We start from the raw sequence: 25,586 nt of genomic DNA, 5'->3' as shown, positions 1-25,586 counted from the left end.
TGCCATGAGCGACAACACGATCAATTCACCACGCCGCGGCCAGGTCGACCCGATCTGGTGGGCACCAGTGCTGTTCCTCGTGGCCGCGGCCCTGATCGCGATGACCGCCCTGTTGTTCTCCGGCTCGTTGCGTCGATCGGTGCCGCTGACTTTGGTCTCCGACCGGGCCGGCCTGGTGATGGAGGACGGCGCGAAGGTCAAACTGCGCGGTGTTCAGATCGGCGAGGTTCGGACCACCGGCGTCGAGACCATGTCGGATAGTGACGCCTCGAGGCTGGCGCTCAAGATCGACCCTGGCCCGTTCGCCTTGCTGCCGAGCAACGTCGAAGCGCAGATCAAGGCCAGCACCGCGTTCGGCGCGAAGTACGTCGAGCTCTCCATCCCGCCCGATGCGAGCACCGACCCCCTGAAGCCGGGTTCGGTACTGCGCTCGCGCAACGTCACCGTCGAGGTCAACACGGTGTTCGAGAACCTGCAATCGGTGGTGCAGTCCATCGATCCGGCCAAGCTGAACGCGGTGCTGTCCGCGGTGGCCGAATCCCTGCGGGGTAAGGGCGACGTCATCGGACAGGCCATCAGCGACTCCAACAACGTCCTGCTGGCGGTGAACCCGCGAATGGACACGGTCCGGCAGGACTGGCAGCTGTTCGGGGAGACGACCCGGGCATATTCCGAGGCCGCGCAGGACATCCTGTCCATCCTCGATTCCTTCACCACCACCAGCGCGACGATCTCTACGCAGGCGGCGGCGCTGGACCAGTTGCTGTTGTCGGCCGTCGGCTTCTCCCGGTCCGGTATCGACACGATCGGTGCCAACCAGCCTGCGCTGGTGCGGGCCATCAACACCGTGGCACCGACCACCGCGTTGCTCGAGAAGTACTCGCCGACGTACACCTGCCTGTTCATGGGTGCTCAGTGGTTTCTGGAGAACGGCGGACGAGACGCGTTGGGCGGCACCGGCAAATCGGTGATCATGGACGCCGCGCTCCTCGCGGGCGACGACCCGTACCGTTATCCGGACCACCTTCCCCGGGTCAATGCCACGGGCGGCCCCGGAGGCAATCCGAGCTGCGGCTCCCTGCCCGACGTCGGCAAGAACTATCCGGTCAAGTATCTCGTCACGGATACCGGATTCGGCACGGGTCTGGACGTACGGCCCAACCCGGGAATCGGATTCCCCGGCTTCGCCAACTACTTCCCGGTGACCAAGGCGATACCCGAACCGCCGCGGATCCGCTATCCCGGGGGGCCGGCGCCCGGTCCGCTTCCGGCCTATCCGGGCGAGCCACCCTATGGCGCAGCCCGTTTCGCGCCCGACGGGTCGCCATTGCTCTATCCGCCAGTCGGTCCGCCGTCGCCCGCGGCCCCGCCCCCGGGTGGAGCGCCGTGAGACGCAGGGGAACCGGGCAGGTGCTCACCCGGGTGGTGCTGTTCACGGCGATGTGCGTCGCGTTCATGTTCGTGCTGATGACGGTTTTCGGGCAGTTCCGCTTCGATTCACGAGCCACCTACAGCGCGGTGTTCACCAATGTGTCCGGGCTCAAAGGCGGCAACTTCGTGCGCATCGCGGGCGTCGAGGTCGGGAAGGTCAAGAACATGACCTTGCACAAGGACGGCACGGTCACTGTCGAGTTCGCCATCGACAAGGGGCTGACACTAACCGAGGGCACCATGGCCGCGGTGCGCTACGAGAACCTGATCGGCGACCGGTACCTTTTGCTCGAGCAGGGTGTCGGCTCGGTGCGTAAACTGCAGCCCGGACAGACGATTCCGCTCGCGCAGACCTCACCCGCGTTGGACATCGACGCGCTGCTCGGCGGCTTCCGGCCGTTGTTCCGCGCGCTCGATCCCGATCAGGTCAATGCCCTGTCCGGCGAGCTGCTGCGGGTGTTCCAGGGCCAAGGCGGCACGATCGCGTCGGTGTTGGCGCACACCTCGACGCTGACGTCGACACTGGCCGGCCGCGACGAGCTCATCGGTCAGGTCATCGACAACCTGAACACCGTGCTCGGCACGTTCGCGGCCCGCGACGGCCAGTTCTCCGCAGGGCTGGACAAACTCTCGAAGCTCGCCGAGGGACTCGCTGAGCGGAAGTCCGACATCACAACCGGGACGGCTTACCTCAACGCCGCGGCCGGGACGGTGGCCGACTTGCTGACCGAGGCCCGGCAGCCGATCAAGGACACCGTCACCGAGGCCGACCGGTTCGCCGCGCAGGTGCTTTCCGACCACGAATACTTCGACGACTTGCTCAAGACCCTGCCGGACGCCTACCAGGTCCTCGCGAGACAGGGTCTCTACGGCGACTACTTCGGCTTCTACCTGTGCGACGCGATCTTGAAGGTCAACGGAAAGGGCGGGGAACCGGTGTTCGTCAAGCTCGTCGGGCAGAGTACCGGGCGGTGTGAGGCCAAATGAGTCGAATCGTATTGCGGCGTCCAAGGTTCAAGCCACTCGCCGAACGCAACAGGCTGGCCGTCGGTGCGGTCGGCATCTCCGTCGTCGTCGCCATGGTGGTCGTCGCCTTCTCGTATGATCGGATCCCTTTCATCAGGGGCACGTCGGACTACGCCGCTTACTTCGCCGAAGCCGGCGGCATCAAACCCGGCAGCGACGTGCGCGTCTCGGGCCTTTCGGTCGGAAAGGTCTCCGGCGTCCGGTTGGAGGGCACCAAGGTCGTGGTGGACTTCACGGTGCGCAACGGCGTCGAGCTGGGTGACCGGACCGAGGCCGCGATCAAGACAGAGACCGTGCTCGGCAACAAGATGCTGGAGATCACCCCCCGCGGGGATGGCGAGCTGTCCGGCGTCATTCCTCTCGACCGCACCACGTCCCCCTATGACCTGCCCACGGTGCTCGGCGATCTCACGACGACCATCAGCGCGCTGGACACCACCCAGCTGTCCTCGGCGCTGACCACGCTGGCCGACACGTTCTCCGACACCCCGCCCGAGCTGAGGGCGGCGCTCGAGGGTGTCGCCCGCTTCTCCGACACCCTCAACACCCGCGACGCGCAATTGCGCAACCTGCTGGTCGACGCCAACAAGGTGACCGCCGTGCTCGGCAAGCGCAGCGACCAGATCGCCGGCCTGGTGGTCAACACCAATGCACTGCTGCGCGAGGTGCTGTCCCAACGCGACTCGGTCGACGCGCTGATGACCAACATCACCGCGGTGTCTCACCAGATCTCCGGCCTCGTGGAGGACAACCGCTCGCAGCTCAAACCCGCGGTCGACAAGCTCAACGGTGTTCTGACCATCCTGGACAACCGCAAGGCCGAACTGCGGCGCGTGCTCTATCTGTTGCGCCGGTATGCGATGTCGTTCGGCGAATTGCTCGGCGCCGGACCCTTCTTCAAGGCGTCAGTGGTCAACCTCGCACCCGGGCAATTCGCCCAGCCGTTCATCGATGCCGCGTTCTCCGACCTCGGGCTGGACCCGAGCGTGTTGTTGCCGTCGGAGCTCGTCGACCCCGGTGTCGGGCAACCCGGCACGCCGGCGCTGCCGGTGCCGTTCCCGCGGACCGGACAGGGCGGCGAGCCTCGGATGACGGTGCCCGACGCGATCACCGGAAATCAGGACCCGAACCTGCCTGCCCAGTTTCCCGGGCGCTACCCGCATCGGGAGCCGCTGCCGGCGCCGCCGCCCGGCGGACCACCACCCGGCCCACCCGCCGCGGGTCCCGCGCCCGGTGAACTGCCCGCGCCGACGGTCGGTCCGCCGGTACCCGAACCGGGCGCGGGACGATGACGATGCAGCCGGGCGCGCTGCGTGCCATCCGGATCGCAACCGCGGCAGTGCTTTCCGTGGTGCTCGTCGTTGCGGTCACGGTGGTGACCACCCCGTGGTGGGATCGGGTGGCAAAAGACACCTTCATCGCCTACTTCGCCAACGCGAACGGCCTCTACACCGGCGACGAGGTCCGCATCCTCGGCGTCGAAGTCGGTACCGTCGAGGCGATCGACCCGGAACCGGACCGCACGAAGGTGACGTTCTCGGTCGACAGGAAGTACCCGGTGCCCGCCGAGGCCCGCGCGGCGATCCTGTCGCCGTCGTTGGTCAGCGCGCGGGCCATCCAACTGGTCCCCGCCTACGACGGCGGGCCGAAACTGGTGGCGGGAGCGACCATTCCGCAAAACCGGACCGCTGTGCCCGTCGAATGGGACGACTTCCGCCGACAGCTGGAGAAACTCACCGAGTCGCTGCAGCCCACCACGCCCGGCGGGGTCAGCGCGGTCGGCGAGTTCGTCAACACCGCAGCGGACAACCTGCGAGGCAACGGCGCCACAGCGCGCGACACGGTGATCAAGCTGTCACAAGCGGTGTCGGCGCTGGGGGACCACAGCACCGACATCTTCAGCACCGTGCGCAACCTGCAGTTGCTGGTGTCGGCGCTCTCGTCGAGCAGCGATCTGCTGGCACAGTTCAACACCAACCTCGCCGACATCACCACCGTGCTGTCCAACACCCCCGACGAAGTCGCCGACGCGACCAAGGGACTCGACGCAGCGGTGGCAGATCTGCGGGGATTCGTCGCCGAGAACCGGGAAGGGGTCGGCGTGACGTTCGACCGCCTCGCCTCGATCACCAACGCCCTCAACGACAGCCGACAGGACGTCAAGCAGGTGTTGCACATCACGCCGACGGTCTTCCAAAACTTCATGAACATCTATCAACCGGCCCAGAGTTCGGTGACCGGCATCCTCGCCCCGGTCAACTTCGCCAACACCGTCCAATTCATCTGCAGCGCAATCGAAGCGGCGGCTCATCAGGGATTCGAACAGTCGGCGAAGCTGTGCATGCAGTATCTGGCGCCGATCATCAAGAATCGTCAGTACAACTTCCCCCCGCTGGGCGTCAATCCGTTCGTCGGGGCCTCGGCGCGACCCAACGAGATCACTTACAGCGAAGACCGGCTCAACCCCAATCTGGCGCCCGCTCCTCGAGCCACGCCCACCGATCCCAGTCTGGGGTTGCCCGGCATGATGATCCCGCCGCGGGGGAACCCTTGAGGCGCGTGCGGGCCGCGGTGTCGGCGCTGCTGTGTGTGTCCGTATTGGCGGGCTGCGGGTGGCGGGGGCTGAACTCCCTGTCGTTGCCGGGCACCGAAGGTGGTGGCCGCGGGTCCTACACCATCCAGGCCCAGTTACCCGATGTCGTTGTCATCCAGCAGAACACGCGGGTACGGGTGGCCGACGTCAACGTCGGCAACGTGACCCGGATCGAGGTGCAGGACTGGCATGCGCTGGTGACCATGCGCATCGACGGCGATGTGCGCCTGCCCGCGAACAGCACCGCAAAGGTCGGCACCACCAGCCTGCTGGGTTCGATGCACATCGAGCTGGCCCCACCGACCGACGAGCCGCCGAGCGGCGAGCTCAGGGAGGGCTCGTTGATACCGCTGTCGTCGGCCGCCACATACCCGACGACCGAGCAGACTCTGGCCGCCGTTTCGGTCCTGCTCAACGGTGGCGGACTGGGCCAGCTGCAGGAGATCAACCAGACGTTCGCCCGCGCACTCGCCGGCCGCGAAAGCGAAATGCGCAGCCTGCTGACCCAGCTCGACACCTTCATCGGTCGACTCAACGAGCAGACCGACGACATCATCACCGCCACCGAGAACCTCAACGCACTGGCGGGGCAGGTTGCGGCGAAGGACGAGGCCGTCGACAAGGCGCTGACCACCATTCCCCAAGCCGTTGCGGTGCTGGCGGATTCGCGCGAGAAGCTGGCCAACGCGATCGACGCGCTCGGTCAGTTCAGCGCGATCGCCACGTCGACGGTGAACCAGACCAGGGAGTCGCTGGTCGCGAACCTGCGCAGCATCGCCCCTGTGCTGCGCGAGCTGGCCGACGCCGGCCCGGCGCTGACCAGGGGCCTGGACTTCTTGTCCACCTATCCGTGGGTGAAAAGCACGGTGCCCAAATGGTTCCGCGGCGACTTCGCCAACATCACGCTCGTCATCGACCTGACGCTGAGTCGCATCGACGCCGGCGTGTTCACCGGTACCCGGTGGGAGGGTGATCTCACCGAACTCGAACTTCAGTGGGGCCGCACGATCGGTCAGAAGCCCAGCCCGTATACCGCGGGCAACCCGTTGGTCGTCCCGTACCGGTGGGGAGCCTACTGACATGGTGCGGCTACCACGAACGACGTGGATCCAGCTGTCCATTCTGGCGGCCGTCACGGTGATCGCCTGCAGCATCATGGCTTTCAACTTCGTCAAGGTTCCGGCCCTGCTGGGCATCGGTCGGTACAACGTGACGCTCGACCTGCCGTCGTCGGGTGGCCTGTATCCGTCGTCGGTCGTGACCTACCGGGGTTCGGAGATCGGCCGCGTGACGTCCGTCGATGTGACTCGTGACGGTGTGCGGGCCGTGCTGAAACTCGACTCGTCCACCAAGGTGCCCGCCGATGTTTCGGCGGAGGTTCACAGCCGCTCGGCCGTCGGCGAGCAGTTCGTGGAGTTGACACCGGCCCCGGGCACCGACGCTGCGACGGCCCTCGCGCTGCGCGACGGCAGCGTGATCCCCGCAGGTAACGTGCGGGTACCGCCGGACATCGCCAACCTGCTCGATGCGACGAACTCTGCGCTGCAGGCGATTCCACAGGACAATCTGCGCACGGTCGTCGACGAGGCGGCCGCCGCGGTGGCGGGGCTGGGGCCGGAGCTGTCGCGCATCGTCGACGGATCGACCGCGTTGGCGATCGACGCCGGCAAGACCGTCGGCCCCATCACCACCCTGATCGACCAGTCGCCGCCAGTTCTAGATTCGCAAGTGCGGACAGCGGATTCGATCGAGGCATGGGCCAATCGGATGGCGTCGATCACGGGACAGTTGAAGGCGCAGGACGCGGCGTTCGCGGGTCTGCTCGAATCGGGCGCACCGACGCTGGAGGAGGGGCGCGCGGTGTTCGACCGCATCGCATCTCCGCTGCCGTTGCTGCTGGCCAACATGGTGAGTCTCGGCGACATCGCGATCGCCTACCGCAACGACATCGAGCAACTGCTGGTGCTGTTTCCGCAGGGCACCGCCGTCATGTCGGCGATCATCCTTCCGAACGCCAACACCAAACAGGATTACAAGGGCGTCTACCTCGACTTCAACCTCAACCTGAACCTGCCGCCGCCGTGCAACACCGGCTTCCTCCCGGTGCGCCAACAACGGTCGCCGTCCGAGCAGGACGCTCCCGAACGTCCAGCCGGCGACCTGTACTGCCGCGTGCCGCAGGATTCCGATCTCAATGTCCGTGGTGTGCGCAATATCCCGTGCGAGACGGTTCCGGGCAAGCGCGCCCCGACCGTTGAGATGTGCGAGAGCGACGAGCAGTACGTCCCGCTCAACGACGGCTACAACTGGAAGGGCGATCCGAACGCGACGCTCAGCGGTCAGGGTGTCCCGCAGTACGCGCCCGGACAGGACCCGCGCGAGCCCGCGCCGGTCGCCGCCGTCCCTTACGACCCCGCGACCGGCGACTACATCGGGCCGGACGGAAAGCGCTACACCCAGGCCGACCTCGGGCCGCCGGAGAACAAGACGTGGCAGTCGATGCTGGTGCCGCCGGGTTAGCGGGCCATCGTCGAATTCGGCGCACTCCAATCGGTGGAGACGAACCGGTGGCGGATCAACCAGTCGTCGCCGACCGGGGCGAACACGTCGCGGTAACGGCCGTAGTGGTCGAGGCCGATCTCGGTGAACACCGTGAAATAGCAGGAGACCCGCGCCTCGTCCGGTGTCACATCGGTGAACCGGATGTTCGTCACGTTGTGGCGCACGATGCGCTTGACGTCCGACTTCGAAGCGGCCGCGTCCGGCGCCGCGACGGCACCGCCCAGATAGTCCACGATCGCCGCACGGCCGCGCGCGGGTTCGGTGCCCCGCACCTCGAGGACCCCGTCCTCACAGAAGGCGGCGGCGAGTTCGGGCAGCCGCATCGCGTCGCCCGACCAGTTGTACCGGGCGAGGGTGTCCCTGATGCGTTCCCGTGCGCAAAGCTCCCAAAGTTCCATGCGGTCAACCGTAACGGGGCTAGGGTCGCGCCATGGCTACCAGCGATTCCCGCGAGGTCGTGATCGACGCGAGCCCGGCCGAGATCCTCGACGTCATCGCCGACGTCGAGTCCGCGCCGGACTGGTCCCCCCAGCACCAGGGCGCCGAGGTCCTCGACAGGGACGCCGAGGGCCGGCCCGGCCGCGTGCGGCTGAAGTTGAAGACCATGGGCATCACCGACGAGCAGGTCGTGCAGTACACCTGGGGTGACAACACGGTCGGCTGGACGCTGCTGGAGTCCAGCCAGCTCAAAACCCAGAGCGCGTCATACACACTCACACCCGACGGCGACAAGACCAAGGTCCGCTTCGAGATCACCGTCGACCCCGCGGTGCCGATCCCCGGGTTCGTGCTGAAGCGGGCGATGAAGGGCGGTCTGGAGGCCGCCACCGACGGCCTGCGCAAGCAGGTGCACAAGCTCAAGCGCGGCTGAGCGGTTTCGATGCGCGCCGGGTTGGCAATCAATCGGGCATGGCCGTCACCGAAACTCGCGACGTCGTCATCGAGGCGACGCCCCAGGAGATCCTCGAAGTCCTGACCGACCTCGAGTCGCTGACCGAGTGGTCCTCGGCCCATCAGAAGGTCGAAGTCCTCGAACGCGACGACGAGGGCCGCCCGAGCAAGTCACGTCAGGTCGTCAAGATCGTCGGCGTCACCGACGAGCAGATACTCAACTACACCATCCACGACGACGGTGTCAGCTGGACTCTGGAGAGGTCCAAACAGCAACGCGCTCAGCAAGGCCGGTACACGCTCACCCCCGACGGCGACACGACGAAGGTCCATTTCGAGCTGATGGTCGACCCGCTGGTGCCGTTACCCGGCTTCCTGATCAAGAAGGGCGCCAAGGGATTGATGGAGACCGCCACCGACGGGCTACGCAAACGAGTACGCCAGGTCAAGAGCCGCCGATAGAGCGCATGGTCTGAGCTTTCGCGGCGTTTCCAAAACTGCACAGGCTGTTTTTCGAGCGCTTTGCGAGTACGACCCGCGACAAGTGGGCCGAGGTCTTCTCCGGCGCCGACGGGTGCGTCACGCCGGTAGTGGCGTGACGGGAGGCAGCGCGCCGCGACCAGGTGCGTGCGCGGTCAACATCGGTGCAGGCCAACGGGGTCGAGAAGCCGGCCTGACGGCCCGGTTTTCACGGACTCCCGGCCGGTCCTGTCGGGGAGCCCCGCGGGATGTGACTGACCGAATTGATATTGACCGGTAACACTAATTTGCTGGAAAGGGCTATGCGCTTGGCAGTGGAGTTAGCTACCATTTGCCGCATGGCTGTGCAGGCATCGAGGGAAGTGGTCTTCGAAGCGCCCAAGGACGCGATCATGGACGCACTCGCCGATATCGATGCCGTGCCCACGTGGTCGCCCGTGCACAAGCATGCCGAGGTGCTCGACCGCCATCCCGACGGCCGCCCGCATCATGTCAAGGCGACGTTCAAGATCATGGGCGTCACCGACAAAGAGTTCCTCGAGTACCACTGGGGCGAGGACTGGGTGGTCTGGGACGCCAAGGCGACGATGCAGCAACGCGGACAGCACGGGGAGTACAACCTCACCCCCATCGGCGAGGACCGCACCCGCGTCCGCTTCGACATCATCATCGACCTGGCGGCGCCGATTCCGGAGTTCCTGCTTCGCCGCGCCAAGAAGATGGTGCTCGACGTCGCGACCGAGAATCTTCGGCGCCGGGTGATGGCCGCGGTTACGTAGCTGATCGGCTTCCGGACCGCAGCACCTCGAGTCGACGGATCGCCTCGTCGAGGGTGTCGTCGCGCTTGCAGAAGGCAAACCGCAAAAGATGATTCCATGCACCGGCATGCCCGGCGCCCGGATCGCAGAACGCCGACATCGGAATCGCCGCCACACCCGCACGATGCGGTAGGTCGGCGCAGAACGCGGCGCTGTCGCTGAACCCCAGCGGGCGGGGATCGGCGCACAGGAAGTAGGTGCCGAAGCTGTCGTGCACCTCGAAGCCGAGGTCGGCCAGCGCACCACCCAGCCGGTCTCGCTTGCGCTGCAACGACTCCCGCAGCGAAGCGACCCACGCGTCCTCGTTGTTGAGTGCGTGCGCCACCGCGGGCTGGAACGGCGCGCCGCCGACGTAGGACAAATACTGCTTGGCTGCGCGCACTCCCGCGATGAGATCGGCTGGGCCGCATGCCCATCCGATCTTCCAACCGGTGACGTTGAACATCTTGGCCGCGCTCGAGATCGTGATCGTGCGCTCGGCCATGCCGGGGTAGTCGGCCAGCGGCAGATGCCGTCGGCCCGGGAAGTCGGAGTACACCAGGTGCTCGTAGACCTCATCGGTGATGACGAGCAGGTCGGCATCGACGGCCAGTTCGGCCAGCGCGCGCAGTTCATCGTCGCCGGCGACCATCCCCGTGGGGTTGTGCGGTGAGTTGACGATCAGGGCTTTGGTGCGGGGGGTGACGGCCTTTCGCAGCCCGTCGACATCGATACGAAAGCCGTGCCCGGCCTGGATCATGGGGACGGCACGGCGCTCGCAGCCCGCCATGGCGATGACGGGGGAGTAGGAGTCGTAGAACGGCTCGATGAGCAGCACCTCGGAACCGGGTTCGACGAGCCCGAGGACCGCGGACGCGATCGCTTCGGTGGCGCCGACGGTCACCAGCACCTCGGTGTCCGGGTCGTACTCGATGCCGTATGCGCGCTTGCGCTGGGCGGCGATCGCTTCGCGCAGCGGTGCGATTCCGAGGCCGGGCGGGTACTGGTTGATACCGTCGGCGATCGCTTTCTTCGCGATCTCGAGCATCTCGGGCGGGCCGTCCTCGTCGGGAAACCCCTGCCCGAGGTTGACCGCGCCGATGCGCGCGGCCAGCGCCGACATCTCGGCGAAGATCGTCACCGCATACGGCTGCAGCCGTCGGACTGTCACAGGTGTCGAGCGTAGGCGAGCATCGCCGGCGTCTCCCCGTTTGTGAATCTGACGACGTTATCGGCGGGAAAGCGTCGTCAAATTCACAATAGAGCGCTCAGGCCGCCCAACCAACAGGTTGGCCGAGGCTGTTAGGCTTCCGAACAGAGGACTACCGTCCGGATGGACAGGTCTCCCGCAACCCAATCTGAACAGGAAATATCTTCATGTCTGAAGAAGCCTTCATCTACGAGGCGATTCGTACGCCCCGCGGCAAGAACAAGAACGGCGCGCTCAACGAGGTCAAACCCGTCAACCTGGTCGTCGGTCTGATCGAGGAGATCCGCGCCCGCTATCCCGACCTGGACGAGACGCTGATCAGCGACGTCATCCTCGGTTGTGTGTCGCCGGTGGGCGACCAGGGCGGCGACATCGCCCGGACCGCCGCTTTGGTGGCCAACCTGCCCGAGACCACCGGCGGTTTCCAGCTCAACCGGTTCTGCGCCTCGGGTCTCGAAGCCGTCAACACCGCCGCCCAGAAGGTGCGCTCCGGTTGGGACGACCTGGTGCTCGCGGGCGGCGTCGAGTCGATGAGCCGTGTCCCGATGGGCTCCGACGGCGGCGCCTGGGCGTCCGACCCGGAGACGAACTACCGCATCGGTTTCGTTCCGCAGGGCATCGGCGCCGACCTGATCGCGACGATCGAAGGCTTCTCCCGCGAGGACGTCGACCGCTATGCGCTGCGCAGCCAGGAGAAGGCGGCCGCGGCCTGGTCGGGGGGCTACTTCGCCAAGTCCGTCGTGCCGGTCAAGGATCAGAACGGCCTGGTGATCCTCGACCACGACGAGCACATGCGCCCCGACACCACGCTCGAGGGCCTCGGTCAGCTCAAGACCGCGTTCGACGGCGTCGGCGCGATGGGCGGTTTCGACGACGTGGCGCTGCAGAAGTATCACTTCGTCGAGAAGATCAACCACGTCCACACCGGCGGCAACAGCTCGGGCATCGTCGACGGCGCCGCGCTGGTGCTCGTCGGCAGTGAAAAGGCCGGCACCTCGCAGGGTCTGACCCCCCGCGCGCGCATCGTGGCCACCGCCACCAGTGGCGCCGATCCGGTCATCATGCTCACCGGTCCGACGCCGGCCACCCGCAAGGTGCTGGACCGCGCCGGTCTGACGGTCGACGACATCGACCTGTTCGAGCTGAACGAGGCGTTCGCCTCGGTGGTGCTGAAGTTCCAGAAGGACCTGAACATCCCCGACGAGAAGCTCAACGTCAACGGTGGCGCCATCGCGATGGGCCACCCGCTGGGCGCCACCGGCGCCATGATCACCGGAACCATGGTCGACGAGCTCGAACGTCGCAACGCCCGGCGTGCGCTTATCACGCTGTGCATCGGCGGCGGCATGGGCGTGGCCACCATCATCGAGCGAGTGTAAGGACAACCCATGGCAGAGAACACGATTGAGTGGGACAAGGATGCCGACGGCATCGTCACCCTGACGTTGAACGACCCGACCGGCTCGGCCAACGTGATGAACGAGCACTATAAGGAATCCATGCACAAGGCGGTGGAACGCCTTGTCGCGGAGAAGGATTCGATTACGGGCGTCGTCATCACCAGCGCGAAGAAGACCTTCTTCGCCGGCGGTGACCTCAAGGGCATGATGAACGTCGGCCCGGAGAACGCCGCGGAATCTTTCGCTGAGGTCGAGGGCATCAAGGCCGACCTGCGCAAGCTGGAGACCCTCGGCAAGCCGGTTGTGGCGGCCATCAACGGCGCCGCTCTCGGTGGCGGCCTGGAGATCACGCTGGCGTGCCATCACCGCATCGCCGCCGACATCAAGGGTGTGGTGCTCGGGTTCCCTGAGGTCACACTGGGCCTGCTGCCGGGGGCCGGGGGCGTCGCCCGCAGCGTGCGGATGTTCGGCATCCAGAAGGCGTTCATGGAGGTGCTCTCGCAGGGCACCCGATTCAAGCCGGGCAAGGCCAAGGAGATCGGCCTGGTCGACGAACTCGTGTCGTCGGTCGACGAACTCGTGCCCGCAGCCAAGGCGTGGATCAAGGCCAACCCCGACGCACATACCCAGCCCTGGGATGCCAAGGGCTACAAGATGCCCGGCGGCACGCCGACCTCGCCTGGCCTGGCCAGCATCCTGCCGTCGTTCCCGGCGCTGCTGAAGAAGCAACTCAAGGGTGCGCCGATGCCGGCGCCGCGGGCGATCCTGGACGCGGCCGTCGAGGGTGCGCAGGTCGATTTCGACACCGCGAGCCGCATCGAGAGCCGCTACTTCACCCATCTGGTGACCGGGCAGACCGCCAAGAACATGATCCAGGCGTTCTTCTTCGACCTGCAGGCCATCAACGGCGGCGCGTCGCGACCCGACGGTATCGAGCCGGTCAAGATCAACAAGATCGGTGTGCTGGGCGCGGGCATGATGGGCGCGGGCATCGCCTACGTCTCGGCCAAGGCCGGCTTCGACGTCGTACTCAAGGACGTCAGCATCGAGGCCGCCCAGAAGGGCAAGGGCTACTCCGAGAAGTTGGAGGCCAAGGCGCTCGAGCGGGGCAAGACCACCAAGGACAAGTCCGACGCGCTGCTGGCCCGCATCACGCCGACGGCGGACCCGAAGGACCTGGCGGGTGTGGACTTCGTCATCGAGGCGGTGTTCGAGGACCAGGACCTCAAGCACAAGGTATTCCAGGAGATCGAGGACATCGTCGAGCCCAACGCGCTGCTGGGGTCGAACACCTCGACGCTGCCGATCACCGGCCTGGCGACCGGGGTGAAGCGCCAGGAGGACTTCATCGGCATCCACTTCTTCTCCCCGGTCGACAAGATGCCGCTGGTGGAGATCATCAAGGGCGAGAAGACCTCTGACGAGGCGCTGGCCCGGGTGTTCGACTACACGCTGGCGATCGGCAAGACGCCGATCGTGGTGAACGACAGCCGCGGCTTCTTCACCAGCCGCGTCATCGGCACCTTCGTCAACGAGGCGCTGGCGATGCTGGGCGAGGGCATTGCGCCCGCGAGCATCGAGCAGGCCGGCTCGCAGGCGGGCTACCCGGCGCCGCCGCTGCAGCTGTCCGACGAGCTCAACCTCGAGCTGATGCACAAGATCGCGGTCGCCACCCGCAAGGGCGTCGAAAGCACGGGCGGCACCTACGAGCCGCACCCGGCCGAGGCGGTCGTCGAGAAGATGATCGAGATCGGACGCCCGTCGCGCCTGAAGGGCGCCGGGTTCTACGAGTACGCCGACGGCAAGCGCGTCGGGCTGTGGCCGGGGCTGGCCGACACGTTCAACTCCGGCAGCACGTCGATCCCGTTGCAGGACATGATCGACCGCATGCTGTTCGCCGAGGCGCTCGAGACGCAGAAGTGCCTCGACGAGGGCGTGCTCACCTCGACCGCCGACGCGAACATCGGCTCGATCATGGGTATCGGCTTCCCGCCGTACACCGGTGGTTCGGCGCAGTTCATCGTCGGCTACCAGGGTCCCGGCGGTGTCGGCAAGGAGGCCTTCGTGGCGCGTGCCAAGGAGCTGGCCGCCAAGTACGGCGAGCGGTTCAACCCGCCGGCGTCGCTGACGTAACTCAATCGGGCTCGCCGCGTTGAGGGGCGCGTGATTCGCTAGATTGGCGCCGTGCCGGAAAGCTTCACCGCCGGGTTCGCGGCCGGGCTGGCCCGCTACGGCGAGAACCCCTGTATCGAGTTCGAGGGACGCTGGTACAGCGGCGACGAGGTGACGGCGTACGGCCGCGCCATCGCGCAGGCGCTGCGAGACGCCGGTGTCGATGACGACGTCCCCGTCGGCCTCGTGGTCAGGAACCGCCTGCCGCACGCCGCGGCGATCATCGGATTTCTTGCCGCGGGCCGCACGGTGTCGATGATCTATTCGTTCCAGTCGCCGGAGGCGATCGGCCGCGACATCGAGACGCTCGGGCTGTCGGCGATCGTGGCCGACGTCGAGGACTGGACCGCGCCCGTCGTCGACGCGGCTCGACGGACGGGCAGCGCGGGCGTGTCGATAGCCGGGCGGGCACCGCTCGTCTCTGCGGTGCCGGGCCTGGAGCGCCGAGACCCACAGCGCAGGCATGCCGAGGCTGAACCTGGTGTGGCACTGCAGATTCTGACCAGCGGCACGACGGGACCACCGAAGCGGCAGTCGATCAGGACACCGGTGCTCGAGCGCACGGTGTTCAGCGTCACCAGCGGAGAGTCCGCGCCCGCCGACGCCCCGCCGGAACTCGCGTACTGGCAGTTCGGCGGAATCGGCGTGTGTCAGCTGATCGCCGGGGTGTACAACGGCCGGCGGATCGCGATGCTCGAGCGATTCAGCGTCGCCGACTTCGTGGATCTCGTGAAGCGGCACCGCATCACCCGCTCGGGTGTGCAGCCCGCCGTCATCCGGATGCTGCTCGACGCAGACGTCGCGAAAGAGGATCTCGCGTCGCTGGACTTCCTCATCAGCGCGTCCGGCCCACTGGACCCCGAGACCCGCGACGAGTTCGAGGCCAGATACGGCATACCGATCGTGCTGGCTTACGGCGCAACGGAATTCGCGGGATCGCTGTGCGCATGGACTCCGGAGATGCAACGTGACTTCGGTTCGACCAAACGCAACAGCGTCGGCAGGGCCCTGCCCGACGTCCAGTTGCGCATCGTCGACACCGACACCGGCGACGAGCTTGCGGCCGGCGAGCCGGGCCTGCTGGAAGCCAAGGTCGCACCGATCGGTCCTGACTGGATCCGCACCACCGATATCGCGTCGATCGACACGGACGGGTTCGTCACACTCCACGGAAGGGCCGACGGGGCGATCAACCGAGGGGGGTTCAAGATTCTGCCGGAAAACGTTCGGCGCGTGCTGATCTCACACCCCGCTGTCCGCGACGCCTGCGTGGTCGGCGTGCGTGACGCGCGTTTGGGCGAAGTGCCGGTCGCAGCCATCGAGGTGGCCCCGGGGCTGCCTGCGCCGTCGGATGACGAGCTGAGCGGCCTGGTTCGCCGCTCGCTGCCGGTGTACAACGTGCCGGTGGCATTCGCGGTCGTCGACGAACTGCCACGCAATCCGGCGCTGAAGGTGAGCCTGCCCGCCGTCGCGGCGCTTTTCGAGCGGCGCCGGAACGTCTAGAGGGCGCCCAGATCGGCCGACAACCAGTGCTGCGGTTTCATGAAGATCACCACGCTGTCGCCGTGCTCGCGGCGGGCGTATTCCAGGTACGCGTCGACCTTCTCGGGTGGCAGATAGCGTTTGGTGACTTCGACGAGTCGCTCGTCGGTGCCGGGCTCGATGCGGCTGACCGGACCGTCGACCGCCACGTACCGAATTGTCGGCTCGAGGCGCTGAACCATCAGCGTGAACTCGCCCTGGCTCTCGATGAGTCGATGCTTGCGAGAGCCGTCGCCGGTGAGCACCCACGCATCACCGCCGGGCAAATACTGGTACCAGACGGGAACCGTCAGCGGGCCCCGCTTGTCGCCCGCACCGACCGACAATGCGGCAACGTGGGGTTCGGCCAGGAATTGTTCGCGTTCGTCTTTCGACAGGGCCATGTCGTCAGGCTAACGCCGGCCCCCGACAGGATTCGGGGATCGAGCCTCAGGCCCCGATCCGGGAGAAGAACGCCATCGCGATGATGCCGATGGCGATCGCGACGGGAGTCTGGCCCATCGCCGCCGTGCTGACGATTCCTGCTATCGCTGCGATCGCGATGACCGCCAGCAGCAGGACAGTGAACCACCGAACGTGCACCGCGCCGCCGGGACGCACGGGATGCGCCCTGAACCCGTCTATCGGGTCACGACCCACGAACGCCTCCTCATGTCTGTGTCTCAGATCACACGTACTGCCTGGTGTGAGCCACACCATACAACAGAAATCGGCGGTCGGCGAAGCGTGTTGAGCCCGTGCGGTCGGTAGGCCCGCATGCCGGCACGAGCCTTTCCCGTCGGCGAGACGCTAACGCCCAGTACGGGACTCATGGTGAGCGCAGCTAATTGATACATCTCGGGCGGTGGCGCCGATGCGGTAACGATGCCGCGTTGCCGACGCCGCTCCCGGCGAACCGACGCGCTCGGTGCCCTGCCGACCTCCCGGCCACGGGAGGCCTAGAGTCGAGTCTCATGCGCTTCGGACTGTTCATCCCGCAGGGCTGGCGACTGGACCTCATCGACATTCCCGCGGCGGAGCAATGGGCGGTGATGCGCGACCTCGCCTCGTACGCCGACGACAGCGACGCCTGGGACTCGCTGTGGGTCTACGACCACTTCCACACCGTCCCGGTGCCCACCGCGGAGGCCACCCACGAGGCGTGGACCTTGATGGCCGCCTACGCCGCGACGACCTCGCGCATCAAGCTCGGCCAGATGTGCACGGCGATGAGCTACCGCAACCCGGCATATCTGGCCAAGGTCGCGGCCACCACCGACATCATCTCCGGTGGCCGCATCCAGATGGGCATCGGCGGCGGCTGGTACGAACACGAATGGCGCGCCTACGGTTACGGATTCCCCTCGGCCGGGGTGCGGTTGGGTCGCCTCGACGAGGGCGTGCAGATCATGCGCGACGCCTGGCGTGACGGGAAGGTGAGCTTCGAGGGCAGGCACTACCAGGTCGCGGGGGCGATCGTGCAGCCGAAGCCCCTGCAGGAGAACGGAATTCCATTGTGGATCGCCGGCGGAGGAGAGAAGGTGACGTTGCGCATCGCGGCGAAGTACGCCCAGTACACCAACTTCACCTCCGAGCCGGGAGGTTTCACCCACAAGTCACAGGTGCTGGCAGACCACTGCCGTGAGCTCGGCACCGACTACAACGCGATCGTTCGCTCGGCGAACTTCAATGCGGTGATCGGCGATTCGGAGTCCGACGTCAAGGAACGCGTGGCCAGGTTGCGCGCCCGGCAGATCACCAAGGCCGACGAGGCCGCGGTCGACGCGATGCTGAACTCCGTGTCCGCGCGCGAGGCGGCAAGCGGCACACCCGAACAGGTCGTCGAGAAGCTGGCGAAGATGCGCGATCTGGGCTGTGAGTACGCCATCCTCTACTTCCCGGAGGCCGCCTACGACCGGTCGGGTATCGAGATGTTCGAGCAGCAGGTGATTCCCGCCCTGAGCTAGGGGGCGCGGCGAAGTTTTCGCACTCGTTACGTATCGGGACTTCTTTCGGGTGCTCCTGGTGTTGTGGTGGTCATCAGCCGAGAGGAGCGCCACCATGGCAGACAACATCACCGCCCTCGTGACCGGGGCGAACCGCGGACTGGGGCGAAGGCTCGCCGCCGAACTCGTCGCGCGCGGAGCAAAGGTCTACGCCGCAGCGCGCCGGCCGGAGACGATCGACCTGCCCGGGGTGGTTCCGATTCAGCTCGACATCACCGATCCAGATTCGGTGCGCCGTGCCGCCGAGATCGCCGACGACGTCACGGTCTTGGTGAACAACGCCGGGGTGTCGACCGGGCCGGCCTCCTGACCGGGGCGATCGGGGACATCCGGCTGGAGATGGATACGCATTACTTCGGCACGTTGAACGTCGTCCGCGCGTTCGTGCCCGTCATCGAGAAGAACGGCGGTGGTTCGATATTGAACGTCCTGTCCGTCCTCTCCTGGCATCACCCGCCGACGTCGGGTGCCTACTCGGCGGCCAAGGCCGCGGCGTGGGCGCTCACCGACGCATTGCGAACCGAGTTGGCGCCGCGAGGAATTCACGTCTCGGCGTTGCATGTGGGATACATGGACACCGATATGGTCAGCTATATCCCCGCGAATCAGAAGACCGATCCGTCGATCGTCGCCGAGCAGGCCGTCGCCGGCCTGCTCAATGGTGACGCGGAAATCCTCGCCGACGAACTGTCGCGGTCGGTCAAAGCTCAGCTCTCGACGGCCAACACCTGATCACGGCGTCGGCGGAATCGGCCCCTCGGGTGGAATCGCGGGGCCCGGCGGGGGAGCGTCGTAGTACCCGGGCGGCGGTGGACCGTCCAGTGGGTAGTAACCCGGCGGCAGCGGTGGACCGCCTTCGGTGGGCGATGCAACCGGCGGGCCGTTGGACTCCGGAGCGTTCAGCGAGGTGTATCCCGGCGGTAACTGCGGTGCGGGCCCCGCGCCCGGCGGTGGCGGCGCTCCGACCGGTGCCTGGCCCGGCGGCAGTGCGGCGAACCCGTACGGGTCCTGGGCCTGACGCCAGGCATCGCGGAGGAATCCGAGCGGACCCGGACTCGAACCCTGCCCGTACTGCGCGTTCGGAATCTCGGGCACCGGTGGCGCGCCGACGGGCGGAGGCGCGGGCGGTGGGTCCCCCGGCGCCACCGGAGCGGCGTAGGGCTGGCCCGGCGCCGGCGGCGCGCCGGGCGTCCCGGGAACGGGCGGGACCTCGGGCGTCCCGGGAACGGGCGGGACCTCGGGGTCCGCGCCGGCCAACCCGGCCGAAGTCAGCGCACCCAGGCCGATGGCAACGCCGACGAGCCCGAACTTGACCGCCTGAACGGACGTGGCGCGACGGCGTCTGGTCATGGGTAAGCAGGCTAGCGCCTCACCGCCCCGGCCGCTCATTTACGACGGTCTCGATGCGGTCTCCTGGAGCCGATGCGCCGTCACTAAGATTGGCCTCTGGCGCCGAATTCGAAAATCGACCAGCCCTCGACAGGAAGCCCGCAATGAACAAGACCTCGCTGACCGCGCTCGCACGTGAGCAACTCGAGACGGCCCGCGCCGCCAGCAGTGGACGCAGCGCGCACACGGTCTACGGCGGGCACGAGCACTCGCTGCGTCAGACGCTGATCGCCTTGACCGGCGGCTCCGAGCTGACCGAGCACGAGACGAACGGGGAAGCCACGCTGCAGGTCCTGCACGGCCGGGTACGGCTGACCCACGCATCGGCCAACTGGGAGGGCTCCGAAGGCGACCACCTCGTGGTGCCGAAGGACCGGCACGGACTGCAGGCGATCGAGGACTCCGCGATCCTGCTGACGGTGTCGAATCCGGTGGGCCCGCACGTCTAGATCGCGGGTCCCAACAGGTCGTCGGCGTCCTTGATGACGTAGCCGTAGCCCTGCTCGGCGAGGAATCGTTGACGATGCGCGGCGTACTCGGCGTCGAGGCTGTCGCGGGAGACCACGGAGTAGAAGATCGCGCCGCCGCCGTCGGCCTTGGGTCGCAGTAGCCGTCCCAGGCGCTGCGCCTCTTCCTGGCGGGATCCGAACGTCCCCGAAACCTGCACGGCGACACTGGCTTCGGGCAGGTCGATGGAGAAGTTGGCGACCTTCGACACCACCAGCGTCGAGATCTCACCGCGGCGAAACTGATCGAAGAGCACCTCGCGCTCGGCGGTCTTGGTCGAGCCCTGGATGACCGGCGCATCGAGCTCTCGGCCGAGTTCCTCGAGCTGGTCGAGATAGGCGCCGATCACCAATGTCTGCTCACCTTTGTGCCTGTCGAGAATGGACTTGACCACCGCGATCTTGGTGTGCGCCGTCGAGCACAGCTTGTAGCGCTCGTCCGGTTCGGCCGTGGCGTACAGCATGCGTTCGTTGTCGGTCATCGTCACACGCACCTCGACGCACTCGGCAGGCGCGATCCAACCCTGGGCCTCGATGTCCTTCCACGGCGCGTCGTAGCGCTTCGGCCCGATCAACGAGAACACGTCACCCTCGCGGCCGTCCTCACGAATCAGTGTGGCGGTCAAGCCGAGTCGACGACGCGACTGCAGATCGGCCGTCATCCGGAACACCGGTGCGGGCAACAGGTGCACCTCGTCGTAGATGATCAGCCCCCAGTCGCGGCTGTCGAACAACTCCAGGTGCCGGTATTCGCCTTTGGTGCGACGCGTGATCACCTGATAGGTGGCGATGGTCACCGGGCGGATTTCCTTGCGCTCGCCGGAGTATTCGCCGATCTCGTTCTCGGTGAGCGAGGTGCGGTTGATCAGCTCACGCTTCCACTGCCTGCCCGCGACGGTGTTGGTCACCAGGATCAGCGTGGTCGCCGAGGCCTTCGCCATCGCGGCGGCGCCGACGAGCGTCTTGCCCGCACCACACGGCAGCACGACGACCCCGGATCCGCCCTCCCAGAACGACTCGGTGGCCATCTGCTGGTAGTCCCGAAGGTGCCAGCCGTTCTCCGCGAGGCTGATCGGATGCTTCTCGCCGTCGACGTAGCCCGCGAGATCCTCTGCGGGCCAACCGATCTTGAGCAGCATCTGCTTGACCCGGCCACGCTCACTGTTGTGCACGAGGACGGTGTCGTCGTCGATGCGCGCGCCCAGCATCGGCGCGATCTTCTTGTTGCGCAGCACCTCTTCGAGCACCGCGCGGTCCAGGCTCACCAACATCAGACCGTGAGCCGGATGCTTGACCAGTTGCAGACGCCCGTAGCGCGCCATGGTGTCGACGATGTCGACCAGCAGCGGCTGGGGCACCGCGTAGCGGGAGAACGACACCAGTGCGTCGACGACCTGCTCGGCGTCGTGGCCCGCGGCGCGCGCGTTCCACAGCGCCAGCGGGGTGATCCGGTAGGTGTGGATGTGCTCGGGCGCACGCTCGAGTTCGGCGAACGGGGCGATCGCGGCGCGTGCCGCCCCCGCCTGTTCATGGTCGACCTCGAGCAGCACCGTCTTGTCGGACTGCACGATCAGGGGGCCGTCGGTCATCCCGTCCATTATCCAGAACCCCCGGACGTCCCCACCCGCGAGTGACCGTGTCTGCCCGCCGACACACCGTCTGAACTGGGCATTTGGCGGTCGCTCGCGATGGTGCGTGCGCTACGATTCGTCGGCGGCCACCACGGAGGTGATCCGGTGGATCGCAAAATCGCGCACCCGCCCCGACGCCGGGTCGTATGCCGTCAGCTGTCCGCCCCGCACGTTGATCGGCGCGACGACTCGTTGGGTCGCCACGCCGGCGGGGTCGACGTAACCGATGACGACCGAGGCCTGCGTGTGCGCGGCCTCCTGCAGCTGATTGATCGCCACCGCCGGGTCCAACCGCATACCGCCGGTCGGGGCCGACGCCACCTTGCGCAGCACAGCGACGATCGCGCCGAGCGTCTGGCTGGTGGGCGTAGGTGTGAGCCGATAGGTGCGCCGTCGTCCGGGCGGGGCCGGCACCCGTGCGCCCCGGGCGCGGATGTCCACGATGGCACCGGTCGAGTCCTCGGCCGCCGGCGCGAATCCGGCCAGCCGCAGCGCCGCGAGCACGTCGGCGATCGGCGCCTGGGACACCGCGACCGTCGGCGCCAGCAGGCGCATCTCCAGCGACTCCGTCGCCGGTGCACCCACCGCCTGCGCGAGCAGCGCCGCGTCCTCGCACCGCACGAACGATGCCGCCATACCGACGCGCAACTGACCGTGCCTGCGGGCCACATCGTCGATGAGATACGTCAAGCCCTGCGGCACAGGTGTTTTCGAGTGGCGAACGAAGAAGGCATGCAATTCGCCCGCGGTGCGGCCGGTGTCGAGCGCCCGGCGGATCGACGGCTCACTGATCCGGTACACCATCGCCGCGCCTGCCGACTCCACGCTCGCGACCGCGGCCAGTTGTTCGGCCAGGTCTCGTTGCAGCGGGCCGGGGACGACCACCGTGAGGTCGGCCTGCAGCAGGAAATGGTCGATCGGTGCGGGCAGCACGTTGTCCATCGCCTTGACCACGTCGTCGGGTGGAGCGTCGGTGAGCAATACGCGAGCGGGGCTGGCGAGGGCGCCCCGGCCCACCAGACCCAACGCGTGCGCCTCGGTGAGCAGGTCTGCGACCGGCCCCGGCTGCAACCGCACCGCCCACCGCGGCCGGCGCCAGATCATCGCCTGCGACGCTTCGCCTGCGTCGACGCCCGCGCCCGGCGGCAGGCTTGCCAGCATCTCCAGTAGCAGCCGTCTGTCCAGTGGTGCGGCAGTGGAGAAAAGCGAATCCGACAGCGCCGCATAGGGTTTGCCGTCGGGGCCCCGGTTGCCGATCAGACTCGGCCGCCCCGGAAGTTCCAGCCAGGTCGTCGCCAGCAGATGCCATTTGACCGCTGTCGGGGATTCGACGAAGCGGTCGGATGAGACCGTCGGCGCCCAGTACGGGCCGTCGCCGGCATCCGGTTCGGGTTCGGGCATGCCCGCCGAGATGAGGCCCGCGCCCGCGGTCACTTCGAGTATCAGCCCCAGCCGGCGTTCGTCGATGCCGGTGGCCTTGGTCAGCCGTTTGACGTCACGCACGCCGAGCCCGCCGCTACGCAACTCGGGAACCGGTGTGGCGCCGAGCGTTTCGAGCACCACCTCCACCTCGCGGAGCAGGTCGAGTGCGGCGCCCGCGGCCACCGCGTCGGCGTCGGCCGCCGTCGTCGTCGACACCACCGGGTCGGGTTCGGTCAGGTGCAGGGGGCCGGGCAGTTCACCGCGCAGCACCTGGCCGACGAGTCGCGGCAGGATCACCGTTTCCGCGTCGACCTGCCGCAGCAGGCCGGCGGCCAGCAGCCGCTGCACGGGGCGATCGGCCGGCGTGCCGGGCGCGGCGTCGCGGGTGCGGCCCACCGGCGAGCCCTCGAGCAACTTCTGCAACAGCTCGGACTGCGCCTTGTCGAGCGCCTCCAGCCGGGCGGCGATGTCCTGTGGGCTGGCGGCGGTGTCTTCGACCGTGGCCTGCCCCGGGTACCACGGCAAGCCCGCGACGGCCTCGGCCGCCACCCGGACCACTGCGTCACCCCACACCAGTCCACGGTCACGCAGATCGTCAACGGCCGCGATGACGGCTGCTTCGGGCGCCCGGTCGCCGACCAGCTCCAGCAGCTTGGTGACCGGGACGGCGGTCGTGTCGGCGTGCAGCACCAGCAGCGCGTCGAGCACAGCGAGCCGCAGGAAGTCGAGGTCGTCGGTGGCGGCCTTGACCGACTGGCGGGCCTGGGCGCGGGCCGCCAGCGCGGCGATCGACCCCGGAGGCGGCTGCGTCAGGTCGGGCCGCAGCTCCAGCAGCCGGACGAGCCGGTCGTCGGGGAGATCGGCCAACCAGGCGCCAAGAGGGAGGCCTGGTGCGTTCTCGGTCATTGCTGACCAGCGTAAAGGAGTGTGGCGGTGTCGCCACCGCCCGAGGCATTTGCCACAATGTGGGCGTGGCAGACAACAAAGGGAAGAAGCGGTACGTCGATCCGGGCTGGCCGGCGGTCGACGGCGACGACGACCACGCGGTGAGCGAGCTGGCCGCCGACCGTACCGGCGCGCTGTCGCCCTTCGGCGAGATCACGTTCCCGCTGCCCGCGGACGAACTGCCGTACGTGCACGCGGTCACGGTCGTCAACAAGTAGGTGTCCGAGCGGCCCCGCCTCTCACACGTCGACGAGACCGGCGCGGCGCACATGGTCGACGTCACGGCCAAGGACGTCACCAAGCGCACCGCCGTCGCGGCCGGAACCCTCCGCACGACCGCGGACGTCGTCGCGATGATCACGTCGGGAGGGCTGCCCAAGGGGGACGCGCTGGCCACTGCCCGCGTCGCGGGCATTGTGGCCGCCAAACGCACCAGCGACCTCATCCCGCTGTGCCATCAGCTGGCGCTGACCGGGGTTGACGTCGACTTCGAGATCGGCGAGAACACGGTGGACATCACCGCCACCGTGCGCAGCACCGACCGCACCGGTGTCGAGATGGAGGCACTGACCGCGGTGAGCGTGGCCGCGTTGACGCTCTACGACATGATCAAGGCCGTCGACCCCGCCGCCCGCACCGACGACATCCGGGTGCTGCGCAAAGAGGGCGGCAAGACCGGAACCTGGACCCGCTGATGCGGTCGGGCCGGGTCGTCGTCGCATCCACCCGCGCCGCCGCGGGCGTATACGAGGACCGCAGCGGACCGGTCGTCGTGGACTGGCTCGCCGGCCGAGGCATCGACACCCCGGCGCCCGTGGTGGTGCCGGACGGCGACGCGGTCGCCGACGCCATCTCCGCGGCGGTCGAGGACGGTGTCGATGTGGTGATCACCTCAGGCGGCACGGGGATCTCCCCGACGGACCGCACCGCCGAGGCCACCGCCGCGTTGGTCGACTATCAGATTCCGGGCCTGGCCGACGCGATCCGTCGGGCCGGCGAGGACAAGGTTCCGACGTCGGTGCTGTCGCGCGGCGTGTGCGGGGTCAAGGACCGCACGCTCGTCGTGAACCTGCCCGGGTCACCCGGCGGCGTCAAAGACGGACTGGGTGTCCTGGACCGCGTCCTCGAGCATGCGCTCGATCAGATCGTTGGTAAGGATCACCCGCGATGACGGCGGTGGTGCTGCGCGCCGACCTCAGCGAGGAAACCCTCGATCCCGCCGAGCATGAGGCCCTGGTCGCGAACGCCTCGGCTGGTGCGGTGGTGAGCTTCGCCGGTGTCGTGCGCGACCACGACGGCGGTCGTTCTGTGCTGCGGCTGGAGTATTCAGCGCATCCGTCGGCGCCGCAGACGCTTGCGGAGGTGGCCGCCGAGATCGCCGCGGACGCCGACGGCGTGCGGGCCATCGCGGTCAGCCACCGCATCGGGGCCCTCGAGATCGGTGATGCGGCGTTGGTTGCCGCCGTCGCGGCCGATCACCGTGCGGCCGCGTTTGCGACGTGCGCGCGACTGGTCGACGTCGTCAAGGAGCGACTCCCGGTGTGGAAACACCAGTTCTTCGCCGACGGCTCCGACGAATGGGTGAACTCCGCGTAACGCCTGCC

General features: G+C 67.5%; 25 protein-coding genes and 1 pseudogene. 19 read left to right on the top strand and 7 right to left on the bottom strand.

Annotated elements, in window-relative coordinates:
• Positions 1–4: 4 nt before the first annotated feature.
• Genes AU197_RS07090 through AU197_RS07065 form a run of 6 tightly spaced genes read left to right on the top strand, consistent with a single transcriptional unit; the run spans position 5 to position 7,570 of the window.
• Complete coding sequence (locus AU197_RS07090) at positions 5–1,390, top strand: MCE family protein (protein WP_064401832.1); 1,386 nt, start codon at positions 5–7, stop codon at positions 1,388–1,390.
• Entirely contained in the window at positions 1,387–2,418 is a 1,032-nt protein-coding gene (locus AU197_RS07085) for an MCE family protein (RefSeq protein WP_286145553.1), read from the top strand. The genes AU197_RS07090 and AU197_RS07085 overlap by 4 nt, the downstream gene beginning before the upstream one ends.
• Positions 2,415–3,749 carry an MCE family protein gene (locus tag AU197_RS07080; protein ID WP_064401831.1) on the top strand — a complete coding sequence of 445 codons (1,335 nt, stop codon included), beginning with the start codon at positions 2,415–2,417 and terminating at the stop codon, positions 3,747–3,749. Before AU197_RS07085 ends, AU197_RS07080 begins: the two co-directional genes overlap by 4 nt.
• Positions 3,746–5,011 carry an MCE family protein gene (locus AU197_RS07075; protein ID WP_064401830.1) on the top strand — a complete coding sequence of 422 codons (1,266 nt, stop codon included), beginning with the start codon at positions 3,746–3,748 and terminating at the stop codon, positions 5,009–5,011. Before AU197_RS07080 ends, AU197_RS07075 begins: the two co-directional genes overlap by 4 nt.
• The gene (locus AU197_RS07070) at positions 5,008–6,129 is read left to right on the top strand and encodes an MCE family protein (RefSeq protein ID WP_064401829.1); all 1,122 of its coding nucleotides are present in this window, start codon (positions 5,008–5,010) and stop codon (positions 6,127–6,129) included. Before AU197_RS07075 ends, AU197_RS07070 begins: the two co-directional genes overlap by 4 nt.
• A gap of 1 nt (position 6,130) precedes the next feature.
• Positions 6,131–7,570: an MCE family protein gene (locus tag AU197_RS07065; protein WP_064401828.1), complete on the top strand. Its 1,440-nt coding sequence runs from the start codon at positions 6,131–6,133 to the stop codon at positions 7,568–7,570.
• On the opposite strand, the gene AU197_RS07060 is transcribed toward AU197_RS07065, so the two are convergent.
• Complete coding sequence (locus AU197_RS07060) at positions 7,567–8,010, bottom strand: nuclear transport factor 2 family protein (RefSeq protein ID WP_064401827.1); 444 nt, start codon at positions 8,008–8,010, stop codon at positions 7,567–7,569. The two genes, AU197_RS07065 and AU197_RS07060, sit on opposite strands and share 4 nt — an antisense overlap.
• A gap of 32 nt (positions 8,011–8,042) precedes the next feature.
• On the opposite strand from AU197_RS07060, the gene AU197_RS07055 reads away from it, so the two are divergent.
• The 3 genes from AU197_RS07055 to AU197_RS07045 all read left to right on the top strand — a co-directional run bounded on the left by AU197_RS07055 (position 8,043) and on the right by AU197_RS07045 (position 9,762).
• Complete coding sequence (locus AU197_RS07055) at positions 8,043–8,483, top strand: SRPBCC family protein (protein ID WP_064401826.1); 441 nt, start codon at positions 8,043–8,045, stop codon at positions 8,481–8,483.
• Positions 8,484–8,521: 38 nt separating this feature from the next.
• On the top strand, positions 8,522–8,965 hold the full coding sequence (locus AU197_RS07050) for an SRPBCC family protein (protein WP_064401825.1): 444 nt from the start codon (positions 8,522–8,524) through the stop codon (positions 8,963–8,965).
• Between the two features lie 356 nt (positions 8,966–9,321).
• The gene (locus AU197_RS07045) at positions 9,322–9,762 is read left to right on the top strand and encodes an SRPBCC family protein (protein ID WP_064397507.1); all 441 of its coding nucleotides are present in this window, start codon (positions 9,322–9,324) and stop codon (positions 9,760–9,762) included.
• Here the strand turns inward: AU197_RS07045 and AU197_RS07040 are convergent.
• On the bottom strand, positions 9,755–10,951 hold the full coding sequence (locus tag AU197_RS07040; protein ID WP_064401824.1) for a pyridoxal phosphate-dependent aminotransferase: 1,197 nt from the start codon (positions 10,949–10,951) through the stop codon (positions 9,755–9,757). The genes AU197_RS07045 and AU197_RS07040 overlap by 8 nt on opposite strands.
• Positions 10,952–11,157: 206 nt before the next feature.
• Here AU197_RS07040 and AU197_RS07035 point away from each other — a divergent pair, with 206 nt between their 5' ends.
• Genes AU197_RS07035 through AU197_RS07025 form a run of 3 tightly spaced genes read left to right on the top strand, consistent with a single transcriptional unit; the run spans position 11,158 to position 16,065 of the window.
• Entirely contained in the window at positions 11,158–12,369 is a 1,212-nt protein-coding gene (locus tag AU197_RS07035; protein ID WP_064401823.1) for an acetyl-CoA C-acetyltransferase, read from the top strand.
• A 9-nt stretch (positions 12,370–12,378) separates the two neighbouring features.
• Complete coding sequence (locus AU197_RS07030) at positions 12,379–14,523, top strand: 3-hydroxyacyl-CoA dehydrogenase NAD-binding domain-containing protein (RefSeq protein WP_064401822.1); 2,145 nt, start codon at positions 12,379–12,381, stop codon at positions 14,521–14,523.
• 51 nt (positions 14,524–14,574) lie between these two features.
• Positions 14,575–16,065 (top strand): class I adenylate-forming enzyme family protein, encoded by a 1,491-nt coding sequence (locus AU197_RS07025; RefSeq protein ID WP_082696544.1) that lies wholly within the window; start codon positions 14,575–14,577, stop codon positions 16,063–16,065.
• Here the strand turns inward: AU197_RS07025 and AU197_RS07020 are convergent.
• Both AU197_RS07020 and AU197_RS26220 read right to left on the bottom strand, forming a co-directional pair.
• Positions 16,062–16,487 (bottom strand): pyridoxamine 5'-phosphate oxidase family protein, encoded by a 426-nt coding sequence (locus AU197_RS07020; RefSeq protein WP_064401820.1) that lies wholly within the window; start codon positions 16,485–16,487, stop codon positions 16,062–16,064. The genes AU197_RS07025 and AU197_RS07020 overlap by 4 nt on opposite strands.
• A gap of 46 nt (positions 16,488–16,533) precedes the next feature.
• Entirely contained in the window at positions 16,534–16,743 is a 210-nt protein-coding gene (locus AU197_RS26220) for a hypothetical protein (protein WP_131808596.1), read from the bottom strand.
• A 314-nt stretch (positions 16,744–17,057) separates the two neighbouring features.
• Here AU197_RS26220 and AU197_RS07015 point away from each other — a divergent pair, with 314 nt between their 5' ends.
• Positions 17,058–18,050, top strand: a complete 993-nt coding sequence (locus AU197_RS07015) for an LLM class F420-dependent oxidoreductase (RefSeq protein WP_064401819.1) — start codon at positions 17,058–17,060, stop codon at positions 18,048–18,050.
• Between the two features lie 94 nt (positions 18,051–18,144).
• Positions 18,145–18,821: pseudogene (locus AU197_RS07010) on the top strand (SDR family oxidoreductase).
• Here the strand turns inward: AU197_RS07010 and AU197_RS07005 are convergent.
• Positions 18,822–19,439, bottom strand: a complete 618-nt coding sequence (locus tag AU197_RS07005; protein ID WP_064401818.1) for a hypothetical protein — start codon at positions 19,437–19,439, stop codon at positions 18,822–18,824.
• Positions 19,440–19,582: 143 nt separating this feature from the next.
• On the opposite strand from AU197_RS07005, the gene AU197_RS07000 reads away from it, so the two are divergent.
• Positions 19,583–19,927 carry a cupin domain-containing protein gene (locus AU197_RS07000; protein WP_064401817.1) on the top strand — a complete coding sequence of 115 codons (345 nt, stop codon included), beginning with the start codon at positions 19,583–19,585 and terminating at the stop codon, positions 19,925–19,927.
• Here the strand turns inward: AU197_RS07000 and AU197_RS06995 are convergent.
• The gene (locus AU197_RS06995; protein ID WP_064401918.1) at positions 19,924–21,573 is read right to left on the bottom strand and encodes a DNA repair helicase XPB; all 1,650 of its coding nucleotides are present in this window, start codon (positions 21,571–21,573) and stop codon (positions 19,924–19,926) included. The two genes, AU197_RS07000 and AU197_RS06995, sit on opposite strands and share 4 nt — an antisense overlap.
• Positions 21,574–21,684: 111 nt before the next feature.
• Positions 21,685–23,943, bottom strand: coding sequence for a helicase-associated domain-containing protein (locus AU197_RS06990; protein WP_064401816.1), 2,259 nt, complete (start codon positions 23,941–23,943; stop codon positions 21,685–21,687).
• A 65-nt stretch (positions 23,944–24,008) separates the two neighbouring features.
• Here AU197_RS06990 and AU197_RS06985 point away from each other — a divergent pair, with 65 nt between their 5' ends.
• Genes AU197_RS06985 through AU197_RS06970 form a run of 4 tightly spaced genes read left to right on the top strand, consistent with a single transcriptional unit; the run spans position 24,009 to position 25,578 of the window.
• Positions 24,009–24,200, top strand: coding sequence for a hypothetical protein (locus AU197_RS06985; protein WP_156434337.1), 192 nt, complete (start codon positions 24,009–24,011; stop codon positions 24,198–24,200).
• Between the two features lie 51 nt (positions 24,201–24,251).
• Positions 24,252–24,677: a cyclic pyranopterin monophosphate synthase MoaC gene (moaC, locus tag AU197_RS06980; protein WP_064401917.1), complete on the top strand. Its 426-nt coding sequence runs from the start codon at positions 24,252–24,254 to the stop codon at positions 24,675–24,677.
• The gene (locus AU197_RS06975; protein ID WP_082696542.1) at positions 24,677–25,153 is read left to right on the top strand and encodes a MogA/MoaB family molybdenum cofactor biosynthesis protein; all 477 of its coding nucleotides are present in this window, start codon (positions 24,677–24,679) and stop codon (positions 25,151–25,153) included. Before moaC ends, AU197_RS06975 begins: the two co-directional genes overlap by 1 nt.
• Positions 25,150–25,578 (top strand): molybdenum cofactor biosynthesis protein MoaE, encoded by a 429-nt coding sequence (locus tag AU197_RS06970; protein WP_064401813.1) that lies wholly within the window; start codon positions 25,150–25,152, stop codon positions 25,576–25,578. Before AU197_RS06975 ends, AU197_RS06970 begins: the two co-directional genes overlap by 4 nt.
• The last annotated feature ends 8 nt before the right edge of the window (positions 25,579–25,586 follow it).

Origin of the sequence: Mycobacterium sp. IS-1590 (genome assembly GCF_001500025.1) — a bacterium.
Taxonomy (GTDB): Bacteria; Actinomycetota; Actinomycetes; order Mycobacteriales; family Mycobacteriaceae; genus Mycobacterium.
Note: the sequence above shows the minus strand (reverse complement) of the source record. Positions and strands in the feature narration are given on the sequence as shown.